This window comes from Streptomyces spiramyceticus, from assembly GCF_028807635.1.
In the GTDB taxonomy this organism is placed as follows: domain Bacteria; phylum Actinomycetota; class Actinomycetes; order Streptomycetales; family Streptomycetaceae; genus Streptomyces; species Streptomyces spiramyceticus.
In genome coordinates this window covers 1,045,041-1,062,419 of record NZ_JARBAX010000002.1, presented here as the reverse complement: position 1 = coordinate 1,062,419, position 17,379 = coordinate 1,045,041, and the positions used below count along the sequence as shown (strand labels likewise).

The following is a 17,379-nucleotide window of genomic DNA, read 5'->3' as shown; positions in this document are numbered from 1 at the left end:
TCTCGGACCCCCGCCCAGGACCAGGCATTTCCGTTCGGCGCCTCGCCACGCACCGTCACAAATATGATCCTGCTCACCAGCGGACCCGCCATTCCCTTTACCAGCAAGGGGAGTTATGCCTAATTGCCCGAATTAGTTCGAACTGCAGAACAACATCCCGAACTGCTACGTATCTCCCGATTCGCGCACCCGCCGCAACCGAAAGACCGCAGCATCCAGATCACCGCGCAGCGCCGTGCGCAGACCCCGGTGGAGCAGTACGGCCCCGCGGTGCACGGCCGACGTGTCCAGGCATGCGTATGCCGCCGCCGGGTCGAGCCCGCGCAGCCGCAGCGGCGGCTGCTGCTCGCCGTAATGCTGGGCCTGGAGCCAGGCGAAGACGACGATGTCGTCCCCGTGCGTGTACTGGACGGCGCTCAGGCCGCCGTCCGGCGGACGGAGCCGGTGCATCTCGCCGTGCTGCACGACCGGCCTGATCTCCTTGTAGAGATCCACCCACTCGCGCGCCTCGGCGATCTCGCACTCACCCCACTCGGTCAGATCGCCGCCGATGCCGAGCACGCCCGCCATCGCGCTCACGAAGCGGAAGCGCAGCGAGCTGACCCGCCCATTGAGCTGGGTGTTCGGGCTGTCGGTGACCCATGCGGCCATCGCGCGCGCCGGGTGCAGCTGGCTGAAGCCGTGCTGGATGGCGAGCCGGTCCAGCGGGTCGGTGTTGTCGGAGGTCCACACCTGGTCGGTACGGGAGAGAATCCCGAGGTCGATCCGCCCGCCGCCGCCCGAGCAGGACTCGAAGGCGATGGTGGGGTGCGCGGCCCGCAGCCGGTCGAGCAGCCCGTACAGGGCGTGCACGTGCGCGGTCCACAGCTTCTGCGGATACGGTTCGCCCGGCCAGCCCGCGTCGGTGAAACAGCGGTTGAAGTCCCACTTCACATAGTCGACCGGCGCGGCCGACAGGAGACCGTCGAGCTGGTCCCAGAGGTACGCCTGGACGTCGTCACGGGCGAGATTGAGAACGAGCTGGTTACGGAACTCCGTGCGGGTGCGCCCCGGGTGGTGCTGCACCCAGTCGGGGTGCGCCCGGTACAGATCGCTGTCGGCATTGACCATCTCGGGCTCGACCCAGATCCCGAACTGCATACCGAGACCGTGCACTTCGTCGGCCAGCGGCCCCAGCCCGCCGGGGAATCGGTCGCGGTTCGGCGTCCAGTCGCCGAGCCCGGCCCGGTCGCTGACCCGCGCGCCGAACCACGCGTCGTCCACCACGAACAGCTCGACGCCGATGTCCGCGGCCCGTCGCGCGAGGGTGCGCTGCTGCTGCTCGGAGATGTCGAAGCCCGTCGCTTCCCAGGAGTTGTAGAGGACGGGCCGCAGCCGGTCCGCGTCCGGGACGACGTGCGCGAGCTGCCACGCGTGCCAGGCCCGGCTCGCCCCGCCGAACCCGCCCTCGCTCCACAGCCCGGCGAAGACGGGTGTGGTGTACGTTCCGCCGGGCGCCAGCCGCAGGAGACCCGAATCGTCGTGACCGGCCCCGCCGGTGATCTGCACGGTGCCGTCGGGAAGCTGCTGTACGGCGATGCGCCACGACCCGGACCAGCCGAGCGAGCACCCGTACACCTCACCGCTCTCCTCCGTGGCCCCCTGCGCGTCGAGCGCCACCCACGGCAGGTGCTGGTGCCCCGTGTGGCCGCGCCGGCTGCCCAGGACCTTCTCGCCGGGGGTGAGCTCGGACCGTACGAGCCGGGACTCGGCCGCCCACCGCCCGTGCAGCTGGCTCAGCCGCCACCGCTCGCGCAGAGGCAGCGTCCAGGCCGCGGCGTCGGCCCGCAGCAGCTCCAGGTCGGGGGCGTCCGCCGGGCCCTCGTGCGTGACGGTGGCCCACCGCTCGACGACGTCGGAGTCCTCGCGCATCCGGTAATGAAGAGTGAGGCCCAGGTGGTGCACGGGGTCGGCGAAGGACAGCCGCAGCTCGTCGCCCGCCACGGTGGAGTCGGTGCGGCGCCACTCGGTGCCGCGTACCGCGGGCGTACGTACGGACAGGGCGGGGCGTACGAAACGGGGCCCGCCCTCGACCGGATACTCCTCGCGCCCGTCGAGCTGCGACTCGAACGGCCAGTAAGGAGGCGGGGGTTCGGCTGCGAGGGATTCCGCGTCGGCGAGGGAGATCCGCGGCCCCCAGTGCAGGTGCACGAGCTCGTCGCGGTCGGTGAGATGCAGCGCGTAGCTGCCTGCCGCCCCCGAGAGCAGCCAGGTACGACCGCTGCCACCAGTCTCGATCATCCAAGCCCCCCAGATCCGAACAGGTCCAAACATTTTGGTTCGCCCGACGTCCCTGGGGCAACGCCTGTGCAGGGACAGCCGAGATGGTTGCCTCACGAACCAATGTCGTATCGTCAAAAGGCGCCGAAGTCGGCGAGCAACGCCGACGGCAGACCCTTCAGGAGCCACCGTGACACAGCAGCTGCCGCAGGTCCCGTCGACAGAGCCCGAGCTTTCGGGAGTGCGCAACTTCCGTGACGTGGGCGGACTGCCGACCGTGGACGGGCGTCGGGTGCGGTACGGGGTGCTCTTCCGCAGCGGTCACCTGGCGCACGCGACCGACTCCGACGCGGCTTTCCTGGGCTCGCTCGGCCTCCACACGATCTTCGACTTCCGCAATGCGGCGGACCAGAAGCTGGAGGGCCCGGACGTCGAGCTGCCCGGCGTGCGCAATGTCAATCTGCCGCTGACCGACCCGGCCGACGGCGCCGAATTCTGGAAGATGGTCCGCGACGGCGACCTCGACGAGCTGCGGTCGATCCTCTCCGACGGCAAGGCCGCGGACCGGATGTCCGCGACGTACCGCTTGATCATGAAGGAGCGTACGGAGGAGCACAGCCGAGTACTGCACGCACTCGCCGAGGACAGCGTCCCCGCACTGATGCACTGCGCGGCGGGCAAGGACCGGGCGGGGCTTTCGATCGCGGTGACGCTGCTGGCTGTCGGTGTGGATCGCGAGGCGATCGAGGCGGACTACCTCAAGTCGAACGACCCGCACCGCCGCTACAAGGTGCGCCGCAGCGACAACTCCCCCGTCGGGATGTCACCCGAGGTCATGGCACTGCTCAGCCCGCTCTTCGAGGCGCGCGCCGAGTACCTGGCCGCCGCCTTCGAGACCATCGACGAGACCTGGGGCAGCACCGACCGCTACCTCGCCGAGGGCCTGAAGATCACGGCCGAGACGCGTGAGCGGCTGCGGCTGCGCCTGCTCGACGAGAGCTGAGACGCCGACTGAGCCGAGACGCGAGCTGAGCAGGCGAAAAGACGGGGTCAGCGCTCGGCGCCGAGCGTGAAGAGCAGGTAGACGAAGGCCGCGAAGAGGTGCCCGGCGACGACGTAGACCGGACCCGCACCAGGTCGCCCTGCGCGCCGTACGGCACACGCACCCGCAGGGCCTGCATGGCGCGGCCCGCCCGCCGGCCCGGTGGTACGTCCAGCCGCCGGCCTCCCGCGCCTCGGTCTGGGCAGGCCCCTTATCGGTTGCCGACCGCCTGCTTCATCAGTGTCTTGCCGAAGTCCCACATCAGACCGCCGCCGCTGTGCGCCTCGTCCATCACGGCAGTGAACGCCTCGATGAAGCGGTCCACCTCCTTCACCCCCACCGTCAGCGGCGGAATCAGCTTGATCACCTCCAGGTGGTCGCCGGAAACCTGGGTGAGGATGCGGTGCTTGCGGAGCAGCGGTACGACGATCATCTGCGCGAAGAGACCCTTGCGGGCGGCCTGGAGCATGGTCCAGCGGCTGCGCAGCTTCAGCGAGCCGGGCCGGCCGAACTCGATGCCGATCATGAGGCCACGCCCTCGTACATCGTGCAGCAGCTCGTAGCGGCCCATGAGTGCCGTGAGCCGCTCACGCAGCAGATCGCCGGTGAGCCGGGCGTTCGCGACGATCTCCTCGTCCTCCATCACCGAGAGGACGGCGAGGCCTGCCGCCATGGCCTGGGCATTGGAGCCGAAGCTGGCCGAGTGGACCAGCACGCGGTCCATCGACGAGTACACCTTCTTGAAGATCCAGTCCTTGCCCAGGGTCGCGCCCACCGGCACGTATCCGCCGGACAGCGCCTTGGCGACGCACAGCAGATCCGGCTCGACACCCTCCTCGTGCTGGTACGCGTAGAAGTCACCGGTCCTGCCCAGGCCGGTCTGGACCTCGTCGGCGATCAGCAGCGCCTTGTGGCGGTGGAGGAGGTCCTGGGCGGCGCGCAGGAAGCCGGGCGGGGATTCGTGCACGCCCTTGCCCTGGATGGGTTCGACGACGAAGCCGGCCACGTCGCCCCGTTTCAGCTCCCGCTCCAGGGCGTCCAGGTCGCCGAGTGCGATCGGGGTGTCGGGCAGCAGCGGCGCGAAGCCGTCGCGGAAGCCGTTCTCTCCGTTGACCGACAGCGAGCCGGCGGTGAGGCCGTGGAAGGCGTGGGCGCAGTACAGGATCCTGGGTTTCCCGGTCGCGTACCTGGCGAACTTCAGCGCGGTCTCGACGGCTTCCGTACCGCTGTTGCCGAAGAACACCCGGTCCAGGTGCGGACTATGGGTGAGCAGTTTCTCGGCGAGGAGTCCGGGCAGCGGCTGGCAGTCGAAGCGGGTCAGGTCGGCCAGCGAGGCGTCGAGTACGTCGTGCAGCGCCTTGCGTACGACGGGGTGGTGGCGGCCGAGTCCCATGACGCCGAAGCCGGCGAGCATGTCGAGGTAGTCGTTGCCTTCCGTGTCCCAGAAGTAGGCGCCCTCGGCGCGCTCGTAGACCTTGTCGAAGCCGATGGTGCGCAGCATGCGCGGCAGCTGGTGGTTCAGGTGTCTGGCATGCAGTTCGTAGCGCTCGGCTCCGCGCTCGGCGAAGAGCGTCGCCAGATCGAAGCCTTCCGGCTCGTCGTCCTTCATTCCCCGGTCTCCTTCGCCAGCACCTGTGGGACTTCTTGAGCTGCCAGGGCGGCGGTGATCCGCCCCGCGATCTCGACGGGGGTGAGCCCGATGTCGGCCAGTACCTCGCCGCGCTTGGCGTGCGCGAGGAATTGCCCGGGGATGCCGTACGTCCTCAGTGGTACGTCGATTCCGGCGTCGCGCAGCGCCTGTCCCACGGCCGAACCGACGCCGCCGGCACGGCTGTTGTCCTCGACGACCGCGACGAGGCGGTGCAGTTCGGCGAGGGGGGCGAGCTGCTCGTCGACGGGCTTGACCCACCGGGGGTCGACGACGGTGCAGGTGATGCCGCGCTCTGCCAGCAGGTCGGCTGCCTGGAGGCAGACGGGCGCGAGTGCGCCGACGGAGACCAGGAGCACGTCGGGCTCTTCGGGCTCGTCGGCCCGGTACAGCACGTCCATGCCGCCCACCTGGCTGATCGCCGGGATCTCGGGGCCCACCGACTCCTTGGGGAAGCGCAGGACCGTCGGCGCGTCGTCGACGTCGACAGCTTCGCGCAGCTGGGCGCGCAGCTGGCCGGCGTCACGCGGCGCGGCGATGCGCAGGCCGGGTACGACCTGGAGGATCGACATGTCCCACATGCCGTTGTGCGACGGGCCGTCGACGCCGGTGACGCCGGCCCGGTCGAGGACGAAGGTCACGCCGCACTTGTGCAGCGACACGTCCATCAGCAGCTGGTCGAAGGCGCGGTTGAGGAAGGTGGCGTAGATGGCGACGACGGGGTGGAGGCCGCCGGTGGCGAGTCCGGCGGCGGACACCGCGGCGTGCTGCTCGGCGATCCCGACGTCCCAGATCCGCTCGGGGAACGCCTCGGCGAACTTCGTCAGCCCCACCGGGTGCAGCATGGCTGCCGTGATGCCGACGACGTCCGGCCGCTCGGCCCCGATCTTCGCGATCTCGTCGCCGAACACCGAGGTCCAGGACGGGCCGTTGGACGGTGCGAGGGGCTCGCAGGTCAGCGGGTCCATCACTCCGACCGTGTGGAACCGGTCGGCCTCGTCCTGCTCGGCGGCGGCGTAACCGCGCCCCTTCTCGGTCAAGCAGTGCACAAGCACCGGACCGTGGAAGCGTTTGGCGCGGCTCAGTGCCGACTCGACGGCGGCGATGTCGTGGCCGTCGATCGGCCCGACGTACTTGAGCCCGAGGTCCTCGAACATGCCCTGCGGGGCGAAGGCGTCCTTGAAGCCCTTCTTCGCGCCGTGCAGCGACTCGTACAGCGGCTGCCCGATGACGGGCGTGTGCTGAAGCACCTCCTTGCCCCAGGCGAGGAACCGCTCGTACCCGTCGGTCGTACGGAGCGTGGCGAGGTGGTTGGCGAGCCCGCCGATGGTCGGGGCGTACGAGCGCTCGTTGTCGTTGACGACGATGATCAGGGGCCGGTCCTTCGCGGCGGCGATGTTGTTCAGCGCCTCCCAGGCCATGCCGCCGGTCAGTGCGCCGTCCCCGATGACCGCGACGACATGGTCCGTCCTGCCGAGCACCTGGTTCGCCTTGGCGAGGCCGTCGGCCCAGCCGAGGACGGTCGAGGCGTGCGAGTTCTCGATGACGTCGTGCTCGGACTCCTCGCGCGACGGATAGCCGGACAGCCCGCCCTTGCCGCGCAGCTTGGAGAAGTCCTGCCGTCCGGTGAGCAGTTTGTGTACGTAGCTCTGGTGACCCGTGTCCCACAGGATGCGGTCGGCGGGTGACTCGAACACCCGGTGCAGGGCGATGGAGAGTTCCACCACGCCGAGGTTCGGCCCCAGGTGACCGCCCGTTCTGGCCACGGCCTGGACCAGGAACTCCCGGATTTCGGATGACAGATGACAGACTTCGGCTTCCGTCAGCGCCTTCAGGTCGCGCGGCCCCCGGATAGTTTCCAAGATCGTCACGCTCGGGCCCCCTCTCTGATCCTCTTCAGCTCACGGTGACGTCGGGCGCCCCCGAGGGGACCCCCTCGTCCTCCATGGTTGCGGCGATCTTCATCGCCTCTTCGATGAGGGTCTCGACGATCTTCGACTCGGGGACGGTCTTGATGACCTCGCCCTTCACGAAGATCTGACCCTTTCCATTGCCGGAGGCGACCCCCAGGTCCGCCTCGCGCGCCTCACCGGGACCGTTGACCACACAGCCCATGACGGCGACCCGCAGCGGCACCTCCATGCCGTCGAGCCCGGCCGCCACCTGGTCGGCGAGCTTGTAGACATCGACCTGCGCGCGCCCGCACGAGGGACACGACACGATCTCCAGGCGGCGCTGCTTGAGGTTGAGCGACTCCAGGATCTGGAGGCCGACCTTGACCTCCTCGACGGGCGGGGCCGACAGCGACACCCGGATCGTGTCGCCGATGCCCTCGCTCAGCAGCGCGCCGAAGGCGACGGCCGACTTGATCGTGCCCTGGAAGGCGGGGCCTGCCTCCGTCACGCCCAGGTGCAGCGGATAGTCGCACTGCGCGGCGAGCTGCCGGTACGCGTTGACCATCACGACCGGGTCGTTGTGCTTGACCGAGATCTTAATGTCGCGGAACCCGTGCTCCTCGAAGAGCGACGCCTCCCACAGCGCCGACTCCACCAGCGCCTCGGGGGTGGCCTTCCCGTACTTCTCAAGGAGCCGCCGGTCCAGCGATCCGGCGTTCACACCGATACGGATCGGAGTCCCGGTCGCCGAGGCCGCCTTGGCGATCTCCTCGACCTTGTCGTCGAACTGCTTGATGTTGCCCGGGTTCACCCGGACCGCCGCGCAGCCCGCGTCGATGGCCGCGAAGACGTACTTCGGCTGGAAATGGATGTCCGCGATCACCGGGATCTGCGACTTGCGCGCAATCGTCGACAACGCGTCGGCGTCGTCCTGGGTCGGACAGGCCACTCGTACGATCTGGCAGCCGGACGCGGTCAGCTCCGCGATCTGCTGCAGCGTCGCGCCGATGTCGGACGTCCTGGTGGTCGTCATCGACTGCACCGAAACGGGCGCGTCCCCGCCTACCGCCACCGACCCGACCTGGATACGCCGCGAAGGTCGGCGCACCGCCAGCGGCCGGGCCGGCAGCTCGGGGAGCCCCAGTGCGACAGGCTCGCCGGTCATCACGTCACCCGTGGCTTCCCGAGACGGTTTCGCGGACCGCGCGCAGGGACTCCTTCAGGGAGCCCATGGTCGCGAGGACGGCCGTCGGCTCGTAGCCGCAGTGCGCCATGCAGTTGGCACACCTCGCGTCCTTGCCGCGCCCGTACTTGCTCCAGTCGGTGTCCTCAATGAGCTCCCGGTACGTCGGGACGTACCCGTCGGCCATCAAATAGCAGGGCCGCTGCCACCCGAAGAGCGAATAGTTGGGAATCGCCCACGCCGTGCACGGGAAGTCGGCCTTGCCCTCAAGGAAGTCCAGGAACAGCGGCGAGTGATTCAGCCGCCAGCGGCGCCGGTTGCCGCCCGAGAATGCCTTCTTGAACAGCTCCCTGGTCTGCTCCACGCCGAGGAAATGCTCCTGGTCGGGAGCCTTCTCGTAGGCGTAGGCGGGCGAGATCATCATCTCGTCCACCCGCAGGTCGTCATTGAGGTAGTTGAGCACCTCGATAATCGTCTGCGGTGTGTCCGTGTTGAAGAAGGTCGAGTTGGTGGTGACCCGGAAGCCGCGCTTCTTGGCCTCCTTGATCGCCTCCACCGCCTCGTCGAACACCCCTTCCTTCGCCACCGATTCGTCGTGCCGCTCGCGCAGCCCGTCGATGTGCACGGCGAAAGCGAAATAGGGAGAAGGCTTGAACTTCTCGATCTTCTTGCGCAGCAACATGGCATTCGTGCACAGGAAGACGTACTTCCTCTTCGCCACCAACTGGCGGACGATCTCGTCGATCTGAGGATGCATCAGTGGCTCGCCACCGGCGATGGAGACCATCGGCGCCCCGGATTCGAGCACCGCGCCGACCGCCTGGGCGACCGGCATGCGCTGCTTGAGAACGCCGGCCGGATGCTGGATCTTGCCGCACCCTTCGCAGGCGAGATTGCAGGCGTAGAGCGGTTCCAGCTCGACGATCAGCGGGAACTTCTCACGCTTGCGGAGCTTCTGTTCAACGAGGTACGTCCCGACCCTGATGGTCTGACGGAGCGGCATGGCCATCTAGCTCACCTCCTGGGGAGCAGTAAAGAACGGTGCCATTCAAAGAAAGCCGGCAGAACGGCGCGGAGAACACGAAAGGCTGATATTCCACCGCGCAGCGTCCCAATGCGGACGAGCTCATGCTCTGGGGCGTCCACGACCACTCGTACGGCCGCAACCGGGCGCGGTCCCGCCCGCAGCGCGCTCCAGAGCGTCGCCGCGGATTCCATGTCCACCGCGATGGCCCCGGTGGCCCGCAGCTCGGCCCGCTCGTGCCCCCGTACGACATGGTCGGAGCCGGTCAGCGGGCCGGTGTGCACCGTGCGCCCCGGCAGCGCTTCGGCCAGCGCGTCCGCGAGCAGCTCCGGTCCCGTACATGGCGTGCTGCCGTACGGCCCGCGCGTCTCGTCGGCGACGATCAGGTCCCCGGGGTGCATCCCGGGGGCGAGGCCGGCGCAGAAGCCGGAGGCGATGACGGCGGTGTCCCCGGCGGGGTCGCCTTCGCCGAGCGCCCGGGTGACGGCGGCTTCCGCCGCCCTGGCTCCCATGCCCGTACGCAGTACGGTCACGGGCCCCGGCGCACTCCTGCGGACGCCGCTGCGCAGCGCGAACTGCTCGATGCCGAGCGCGCAGGCGATCAGCAACGGCGCGGGCCGTGAGGGCGCCGGGGGCACGCTCATCAGTCCCCCTCACGGGTGTCGGGGAGGGTACCGGCGAACGCGTTGGTGAAGGTGGGCTCCCCGTGGACGTACCGCCCGAGCGCGGTGAGCGGGAAGACCTGCCGGTAGAGGTTGTAGTTGATGGAGAAGTCCCACGGGAATCCGGTGCCGGTGAAGTACGGCTCGTCCCAGGAGCCGTCCGCGCGCTGGGTCTCGGCGAGCCAGGCGACGCCCCGCTCGGTGGACTTGCTGTCCCGCTCCCCCGCCGCGAGCAGGGCGAGCAGCGCCCAGGCGGTCTGCGAGGCGGTCGACGCGCCGTGCCCGGCCCAGTCGCTCTCGCGGTACGAGCGCAGGTCCTCGCCCCAGCCGCCGTCGTCGTTCTGGACGGACTCCAGCCAGTCGACGGCGCGGCGGACCGCGGGATGCGACGCGGGCAGCCCTGCCGTGATCAGCCCGGGCACCACCGACCCTGTTCCGTACACGTAGTTGACGCCCCAGCGGCCGAACCAGGCGCCGTTCGGCTCCTGTTCGGCGAGCAGCCACTCGATGCCGCGCCGGGTGCGCGCGTGGTACGCCTTGCCCTCGACGGCGAGCATCTCCACCACATGCGCGGTGACGTCGGAGGACGGCGGGTCGATGACCTCGCCGAAGTCGCAGAACGGCAGCCGGTTGGGGAACGCGCTGGTGTTGTCGGCGTCGAAGGCCGCCCAGGCGCCGTTCCTGGACTGCATCCCGAGTGTCCAGCGGACACCGCGCTCGATCGTGGCCTCTGTCCGGCCCCGGTCCGGGTGCGCGACGCGGCGCAGCGCCAGGATGACTTCCGCGGTGTCGTCGATGTCGGGGTAGTTGTCGTTGTGGAACTCGAACGCCCAGCCGCCCGGCTCAAGTTCCGGCCGTCGTACGGACCAGTCGCCCGGCCGTACGATCTGCTCGCTCATCATCCAGTCGGCTGCCTTGACGAGCGCCGGGTCGTCCGGGCGTACTCCCGCGTCGGCGAGTGCGATCGTGGCGAGGCAGGTGTCCCAGACCGGCGACTGACAGGCCTCGATCTGGCGGGCGCCGTTCTCCCGCCACACGGCGAACCGGTCGAGCGACTCCAGGCCCGCGCGCATCACCGGATGGTCGAGGTCGTATCCGAGGAGATGGAGTGCGATCAGCGAGTACACGGCGGGCGGCTGGATCCCGCCCCAGCAGCCGTCGTTCTCCTGCCGCTCGATGATCCAGCGCGCCGCGCTCTTCATCGCGGCGCCGCGCAGCTTGCGCGGCGCGACCTTCTGGTAGAGATGCAGAACCTTGTCGAGCCGCTGGAACGCGCCTTCCCAACTGGTGGGCCTGGCAAGCTGCTTGGGCGGGTTCGGCAGCTTCGGATCGGTGTGCAGTTCGTCGATCGAGAAGGGCGCGGGACGCACGGGCCGGTGCGCGGAGACCACGGTCAGCGGCACGACGGTCTGCCGCGCCCAGCAGCCGAACTCGTAGATGTTCAGTGGGAACCACGAGGGCAGAAAGATCAGCTCGGGCGGCAGCTCCGGTAGATCGTCCCACTTCCACCAGCCGAAGAGGGCGAGCCAGATCCGGGTGAAGACGCGGCTCGCGGCGATGCCGCCGCGCGCCCTGATCCAGGCCGCCGCGCGCGCCATGTGCGGATCGTCCGGCAGGTCGCCGGCCAGCCGCAGGGCGACGTACGCCTCGATGGTGGTGGAGAGTTCGCCCGGTCCGCCGTAGAACGTGGCCCAGGTGCCGTCCTCGCGCTGCTCGCCCCGGATGAAGAGCGCGGCCGCCCGGACGGTCTTCTCGTCCTGAATGCCCAGGAACTGACGGAGAAGCAGGTCCTCGGCGTCCATGGTCACATTGGTTTCGAGGTCACCCTTCCACCAGCCCTGGGCGTCCTGCCTCGCGAGCAGATGCTCGACCGCGCGATCCGTGGCCCGCCGGGCCGCGTCGAGGACGTCGGAGGCGGCAGGTGTCGTGCCGGAGGTCGTGTCGGTTGTTTCGCTGGCCGCGGCTGCGCGGGGTTCCATGGCCCCGGTGCTTCCGTCGGTCGTCGCTGTCATGGCTTCCCCTTCGTGCAGTTGGTCGTCTGCTGTGCTGGGGTCTGCCGTCGGCCGGCGCCCGGTTTCCCGGGCACCGGCCGGCGACTGCGATTCATATGTGTCGCTGGATGCTGATCATCTCTTTCGTACGACGACGAAGTCCGCGAGCGCGGTGAGCTGCGCACGGACCTGCTGAGGCATGTCGACGGCGTCGAGAGCCTCGATCGCCACAGCATGCTGCCTGCGGGCCTCCTGCGAAGTCCACTCTCGGCCGCCCGCCTGCTCGATCAGGGCCGCCCTGGTGGCGAACTCCGCCTCGGAGAAGCTCTCGAAGTCGTTGCTCTTAGCGTCGGCGGACAGGAGCTCGGCGAGCTGCTCCGAGGCCGGGCCGCCCGCGGCGAGCGCGGCGACGACCGGCAGGGACTTCTTGCGCTGTCGCAGATCGCTCCAGGTCTGCTTGCCGGTTGCGTCCGGGTCGCCCCAGATGCCGAGCAGGTCGTCGACGGCCTGGAAGGCCAGACCCAGGTGGTAACCGTACGCCTCCAGCGTGTCGGCCGTACGGTCGTCCGCCCCGCCGAGGACGGCGCCGATGGAGACGGCGCAGGCGAGCAGCGCGCCCGTCTTGTTGCCCTCCATCTCCAGGCACTCCTCGACGGTGACCCGCTCGCGGTGCTCGAAGGAGATGTCCTGCGCCTGGCCGTCGATCAGCTTGCGCGTCGCGGTGGTGAGGCGGCGCGTGGCACGCCCCGCCTCGACGGTGCCCATCTCCAGCAGGATCTCGTTGGCGAGCGCGAAGAGCGCGTCGCCGACGAGGATCGCCTGGGCCGGGCCGTGCACCTTCCACACGGTGTCGCGGTGGCGGCGCTGCTCGTCGCCGTCCATCAGGTCGTCGTGCAGCAGCGAGAAATTGTGTACGAGTTCCACCGCGACGGCGCCGGGGATGCCGATCTCGGCGTCGGCGCCCGCCGCCTCGGCGGACAGCAGCGCGAGAGCCGGGCGTACGGCCTTGCCGCCGTCGCCGTCGGCGGGCCGCCCCTGGGCGTCGATCCACCCGAAGTGGTAGGCCGCGACGGTGTCCATGGGCGGCGCGAGCCGGTCCACGGCGGCCTTCAGCACCGGGGTGGACAGGGTGCGGCCGCGCTCCAGAAGCGCGGCGATGTCCACCGTGGTGTTGCCAGCCGGATTCACCGGGGTCACAGGCTCTCCTCTTGTTCCAATACCAGTGCTCATACCGCCTCCTGCAGCGGATGTTCATGGGCGCGACCGAGTGCGGTGAGCGCCGCGCCGGCGGCGCTGATGCCGCTGCGTACGGCGCTCTCCATGGTCGCGGGCCATCCGGTGGCGGTCCACGCGCCGGCCAGGTACAGGCCGGGCACGTTCGTTCGGGCGCCGGGGCGCAGCCGTCCGACGCCGGGGGTGGGGGCGAACGTCGCTGTCCGCTCCCGGGTGACGAAGAAGTCGCGTACGACCGCGCCGCGTGCGGCGGGCAGCAGCCGCTCCAGCTCGGGGAGGTAGCGCGCGCGAAGCTCGGCCACGGGTGCGTCGATCTCGTCCTGGGCGGCCGACTGGGACACCGCCAGGTACTGCCCGCCGCCGTTCAGGCCGGAGGAGTGCGTACGGTCGAAGACCCACTGGACGGGTGTGCCGAGCGCAGCGAAGAAGGGCCGGCGCAGCACCTTGCGGTCGTAGACGACATGGACGTTGAGGATCGGCGCGGTGCCGATGTCGAGCAGGCGGTCGGCGTCGTCGATGGCGCCGTGGGGCAGCAGCCCGTGCGCCTCGCGCTGGGGTACAGCGAGGACGACGGCGTCGGCCGCGATCCGCTCACCGTCCGTCTCGACGTCCCAGCCGCCGCCGGCCGTGCGGGACACGGAGATGACGCGGGTGCGAAGTTCGGTCCGTACACCGGCTGAGTCGAGTGCCTTGCGGGCCAGCGTGTCGTGCAGTTCGCCGAGGGGTACGTGCGACCAGCCGATGTCGGCGGCGCCGGGCTCGGAGAGCAGGCCGGTCTTGAAGACCATCGCGGCGAGACCCAGGGAGGCGTTCGGCGCGGTCGCGTTGAGCGTCGCGACGCCGACGAGATCCCACAGTGCCTCGATGGTGCGCTCCGACTGGCCGTGGCGGCCGAGCCAGGTCGCGAAGTCGACGCCGTCCAGGGCGGGGTCGGCCGGGTCGAGCTTCTTGAGCCCGAGCGCGGCACGCCCCACGCTCGCCCGTTCGGCCAGGGAGAGGTGCGGATACGTCGCGAGGCTGGCGGCGAGATGCAGCGGTACGGGCAGGGCGGTGCGGCGCAGGCGTCCGAGCCGGGGTGCGTCGGTGTGGCCGATGTCGAGCACGGGGACGTCCATCCGGCGCTGCATCGGGGCGAGTTCGGTGCCTTCGACGCGGTCGAGGAACCAGCGGTAGGCGGTGCAGCAGCGCAGGTAGACGTGCTGGCCGTTGTCGACGGTGAGGTCGCCTCGGCGGAACGAGAAGGCGAGGCCGCCCAGGCGCGGCCGCCCTTCGAGCAGCGTCACCCGCATCCCGGCGTCGGCCAGCTGGATCGCGGACGTGACACCGGCCAGTCCTCCTCCGACCACGACGGCGTGTCCCGCTGCCCCCGCGCGTGCGGTCGGCATGTCGCCTGTCATACGCCCTCCCCTGCGGCAGCGCCGGCCGTGTACGGGCAGCGGGCCGTCGCAGTCAGGGACGCGGCAGTCCGCCGGAGGGTTGCGCCTCGCTTGTACCCGTTCATCCCGGCTGCCGTATCGGTGCGCATCAGACACGCCTCCTGACGCTCTGCCGCGAGATGTGCCGGGCGTCGAGGCCGGAGAGGCCGCGCACGGCGACGTACGCCTTCTCGCGTCCCGGCAGCGAGACCCGGCCGCGCAGGACTGCCTCGGGGTCGCGCTCGATGCGGTCGAGGAGCCGCCGGTAGATGCCGGCCATGGCTGCGACGCAGGCGCCGGAGCGCCGGTCGAGCAGCGGCAGCAGCCGGTAGCCCTCGGCGAACAGGGCGCGGGCGCGGCGTACTTCGAAGTGCACCAGGCCCACGAAGTCGGAGCCATCGGGCGGGGTGGCGCCGTGGAAGCCCGCCGAGCAGCCGAACTTGGCGAGGTCGTCGGCGGGCAGATAGCTGCGCCCGTTGTCCGCGTCCTCGCGGACGTCCCTGAGGATGTTGGTGAGCTGGAGGGCGAGGCCCAGCGTATCGGCGTACTCGGAGGCGCGTTCTGTGCCGCGCGCGCCGACCTGGGTGCCGAACACGCCCAGCGAGAGCCGTCCGATGGCGCCCGCGACGCAGCGGCAGTAGACCTTGAGGTCGTCCCAGGTCTCGTACTCCTCGCCGCGTACGTCCATGAGGACGCCGTCGATGAGCTCGTCGAGGCCGTCGAGCGGGAGCGGGAACCGCCGGGCCGAGTCGGCGAGCGCCACGGCGACCGGGTCGGTGTCGTCCTCATCGACCGCGCCGTCCCGGACGCGGTCGAGCAGGGCACGGGTGTCTTCCAGGCGCAGCCGCTTGACCTCGGGCGCGAGGACACCGTCGCCGATGTCGTCCACGCGCCGCGAGAAGGCGTAGAGCGCCGACATGGCGTGACGCTTGTCGGTCGGCAGCAGTCTGATGCCGTACGCGAAATTGCGCGCCTGCTGCCCGGTCACGGTCTCGCAGTAGCTGTACGCGGCGAGTACCGGTGCGGACATCTGCGTGAGTCCCTCCACGGTCCGGCTCACCCCTCTCTTCGGTCTCATCGCAAGACAGCTCCCACTGCGCGCAGCAGGCTGAGCTTGGTGGGCTTGGGCGGTCCAGGGAGTACGTCATGGCCGACGGCAGCAACCGCGGTGAGGGCGGCACGTCCACCGGCCACGAAACCGGCGAGCAGCAGCTTGAGCCTGCCGTGGACGCTACCCACGAGCGGGGTGCCTTCATTCAGGAGGTGCAGGGCGCGTTCCGCTTCGAATGCGACCAGCGCGCGCACCGATGCGTTCGCGGTGGGCGCCGCCAGATCGGCCTCCTGGACCTGGAAGCGGGCCATGTCCTGGGCGGGCAGGTAAATCCGGTCCCGGCCGAGGTCCTCGCCGACGTCCTGGATGTGTTCGACGATCTGCAGGGCGGTGCAGATCGCGTCCGAGCGGCGGATGCGCTCTGGGCTTGCGGTGCCGGTGATGGCCAGGACCAGCCGGCCGACGGGGTTGGCGGACAGCTCGCAGTACGCGAGGAGGTCGTCGTACGTCTCGTAGCGCCGTACAAGCTGGTCCTGCCGGTTGGCTTCGATGAGCCCGATGAAGGGCCCGGGGGTGAGGGAGCAGCGACGTGCGGTGGGCACGAGGGCGCGCAGCAGGGGGTGGCGCGGGCCGTCACCGGTGCGGTCGAAGACGCGGTGGAGGTCGGACTCGAAGGCGTCGAGCATGATCAGGCGGTCGTCGGCCAGGGCGGGGTCGACGCCGAGGAGGCGGGCGTCGGCGCCGCCGGGTGCGAGGTCGCCGTCGCCGATGTCGTCGACGAGGCGGGCGTAGCCGTACACGGCCATGAGGTCGTGGCGCCAGGCTCGCGGCAGAAAGAAGGGAGCCACCGGGAAATTCTCGTCGGCGGCCTTGTCGAGGGTGGTGCGCGAGTGGGCGTCTGGGCGCACGTGCCGGACTCCGGTCATCGGAGACTGCCTGGTGCGGGAACGGCGGAAGCGTCTCGGAGCTGGAGAGATTCCATAGCCATTGCCGTCACATCTCCCGTTCTACACTGCCGACCCAATGCATCCCTTTTCGGACACGCCGCCGGTCCTCCGGCGTGGAGGGCCGCCGACCGGCGAGACCCTAGGGGGTATCGCCCCACTTGCCGCGAATCAGCACCGGTACAGCTTACGTTGTACAACCCTCAACGCCATGTCGGGGTGCTGCGCGCATTACAACAAGGCTGCGAAACGCCCCAACCTTCCCGAACACGCACGGAGTTGACGATTCCGGCGTCTTACGGCGCCACCATCCCGGAGACGATCATCCTCAGGGTGCGTTCGATCACCGCATCGCGCTCGGCGTCGGGAAGATGGCGCATGGGCCCGTCGAGGATCAGCAGGGACAGGCCGTGTACGCCCGCCCAGGCAGCGGCCTCGGCAGCCGGACGATTCCGTTCCGGCATGCGCCCGGCCGCGACCAGTGCGTCGAGTGCGCCGGTGAGCAGCACGAATGCCCGGTACTCCGGGTCGTCACCCGGGGCGGCCACGCCGGTCCACTCCCCCTTGGCTTCACCCTCACCCGCGACGGGTGGGCAGAAGGCCGATCGGTAGAGGCCGGGCTGCGTCAGGGCGAAGCGGACGTAACCGCGCCCGATGGCCGAGAGCCGCAGTTCCGCGGCCTCCCCGGGGTCGGTGGAGGGAGGTGCTTCGTCCGCCGCCTTCTCCATCGAGTCGGCGAGCGCCTGCTGGCCATGGATCTTGACGGCGTGCAGGAGTTCGGCCTGGCCCGCGAAGTGGCGGTAGGCGGCGGTGGGCGAGACGCCGACGCGGCGGGCGGCCTCGCGCAGGACGACCTTTTCGGGGCCGCCGTCTGCCGCGAGCTCGACAGCGGCCCTGATCAGCGCATTGCGCAGGTTGCCGTGGTGGTAGCCGGCCTTGCCGCCCGAGTTCGCTGACATACGTTCATCCTGCCTGATGTTGACAGCATTAACACCCCCTGGGACATTCGATGTTAACGAAGTAAACATGCCC

13 protein-coding genes and 2 pseudogenes are annotated in these 17,379 nt (G+C 69.8%); 1 reads left to right on the top strand and 14 read right to left on the bottom strand.

Features of this window, described 5'->3' with window-relative positions; all coding sequences use genetic code 11:
* Nucleotides 1–165 precede the first annotated feature (165 nt).
* Nucleotides 166–2,280, bottom strand: a complete 2,115-nt coding sequence (locus PXH83_RS28320; RefSeq protein WP_274564138.1) for an alpha-galactosidase — start codon at nucleotides 2,278–2,280, stop codon at nucleotides 166–168.
* 169 nt (nucleotides 2,281–2,449) lie between these two features.
* On the opposite strand from PXH83_RS28320, the gene PXH83_RS28315 reads away from it, so the two are divergent.
* On the top strand, nucleotides 2,450–3,262 hold the full coding sequence (locus PXH83_RS28315; RefSeq protein ID WP_274564136.1) for a tyrosine-protein phosphatase: 813 nt from the start codon (nucleotides 2,450–2,452) through the stop codon (nucleotides 3,260–3,262).
* Nucleotides 3,263–3,309: 47 nt separating this feature from the next.
* On the opposite strand, the pseudogene PXH83_RS28310 reads toward PXH83_RS28315, so the two are convergent.
* The 13 genes and pseudogenes from PXH83_RS28310 to PXH83_RS28250 all read right to left on the bottom strand — a co-directional run.
* Nucleotides 3,310–3,375: pseudogene (locus PXH83_RS28310) on the bottom strand (DUF6126 family protein); the annotation flags it as partial.
* Between the two features lie 8 nt (nucleotides 3,376–3,383).
* Nucleotides 3,384–3,496: pseudogene (locus PXH83_RS28305) on the bottom strand (XRE family transcriptional regulator); the annotation flags it as partial.
* Nucleotides 3,497–3,512: 16 nt separating this feature from the next.
* Nucleotides 3,513–4,910: an aspartate aminotransferase family protein gene (locus PXH83_RS28300; RefSeq protein WP_274564135.1), complete on the bottom strand. Its 1,398-nt coding sequence runs from the start codon at nucleotides 4,908–4,910 to the stop codon at nucleotides 3,513–3,515.
* Complete coding sequence (gene dxs / locus PXH83_RS28295; RefSeq protein WP_274564134.1) at nucleotides 4,907–6,820, bottom strand: 1-deoxy-D-xylulose-5-phosphate synthase; 1,914 nt, start codon at nucleotides 6,818–6,820, stop codon at nucleotides 4,907–4,909. The genes PXH83_RS28300 and dxs overlap by 4 nt, the downstream gene beginning before the upstream one ends.
* A 25-nt stretch (nucleotides 6,821–6,845) precedes the next feature.
* The gene (ispG, locus tag PXH83_RS28290) at nucleotides 6,846–8,009 is read right to left on the bottom strand and encodes a flavodoxin-dependent (E)-4-hydroxy-3-methylbut-2-enyl-diphosphate synthase (protein ID WP_274564133.1); all 1,164 of its coding nucleotides are present in this window, start codon (nucleotides 8,007–8,009) and stop codon (nucleotides 6,846–6,848) included.
* A 4-nt stretch (nucleotides 8,010–8,013) separates the two neighbouring features.
* Nucleotides 8,014–9,036, bottom strand: coding sequence for an adenosyl-hopene transferase HpnH (gene hpnH / locus PXH83_RS28285; protein ID WP_274564131.1), 1,023 nt, complete (start codon nucleotides 9,034–9,036; stop codon nucleotides 8,014–8,016).
* A 5-nt stretch (nucleotides 9,037–9,041) separates the two neighbouring features.
* On the bottom strand, nucleotides 9,042–9,695 hold the full coding sequence (locus tag PXH83_RS28280) for a phosphorylase family protein (RefSeq protein WP_274564129.1): 654 nt from the start codon (nucleotides 9,693–9,695) through the stop codon (nucleotides 9,042–9,044).
* Nucleotides 9,695–11,725, bottom strand: a complete 2,031-nt coding sequence (gene shc, locus PXH83_RS28275) for a squalene--hopene cyclase (protein WP_274564127.1) — start codon at nucleotides 11,723–11,725, stop codon at nucleotides 9,695–9,697. Before shc ends, PXH83_RS28280 begins: the two co-directional genes overlap by 1 nt.
* A 114-nt stretch (nucleotides 11,726–11,839) precedes the next feature.
* On the bottom strand, nucleotides 11,840–12,934 hold the full coding sequence (locus PXH83_RS28270) for a polyprenyl synthetase family protein (RefSeq protein WP_274564125.1): 1,095 nt from the start codon (nucleotides 12,932–12,934) through the stop codon (nucleotides 11,840–11,842).
* Nucleotides 12,931–14,322 carry a hydroxysqualene dehydroxylase HpnE gene (gene hpnE / locus PXH83_RS28265; RefSeq protein ID WP_274564123.1) on the bottom strand — a complete coding sequence of 464 codons (1,392 nt, stop codon included), beginning with the start codon at nucleotides 14,320–14,322 and terminating at the stop codon, nucleotides 12,931–12,933. Before hpnE ends, PXH83_RS28270 begins: the two co-directional genes overlap by 4 nt.
* Nucleotides 14,323–14,461: 139 nt before the next feature.
* A complete protein-coding gene (gene hpnD, locus PXH83_RS28260) occupies nucleotides 14,462–15,382 on the bottom strand; it encodes a presqualene diphosphate synthase HpnD (RefSeq protein ID WP_274564122.1) in 921 nt (306 codons plus the stop codon).
* A 44-nt stretch (nucleotides 15,383–15,426) separates the two neighbouring features.
* On the bottom strand, nucleotides 15,427–16,329 hold the full coding sequence (gene hpnC / locus PXH83_RS28255; RefSeq protein ID WP_420803262.1) for a squalene synthase HpnC: 903 nt from the start codon (nucleotides 16,327–16,329) through the stop codon (nucleotides 15,427–15,429).
* Between the two features lie 314 nt (nucleotides 16,330–16,643).
* Nucleotides 16,644–17,306 carry a TetR/AcrR family transcriptional regulator gene (locus PXH83_RS28250; protein WP_274564120.1) on the bottom strand — a complete coding sequence of 221 codons (663 nt, stop codon included), beginning with the start codon at nucleotides 17,304–17,306 and terminating at the stop codon, nucleotides 16,644–16,646.
* Nucleotides 17,307–17,379 lie beyond the last annotated feature (73 nt).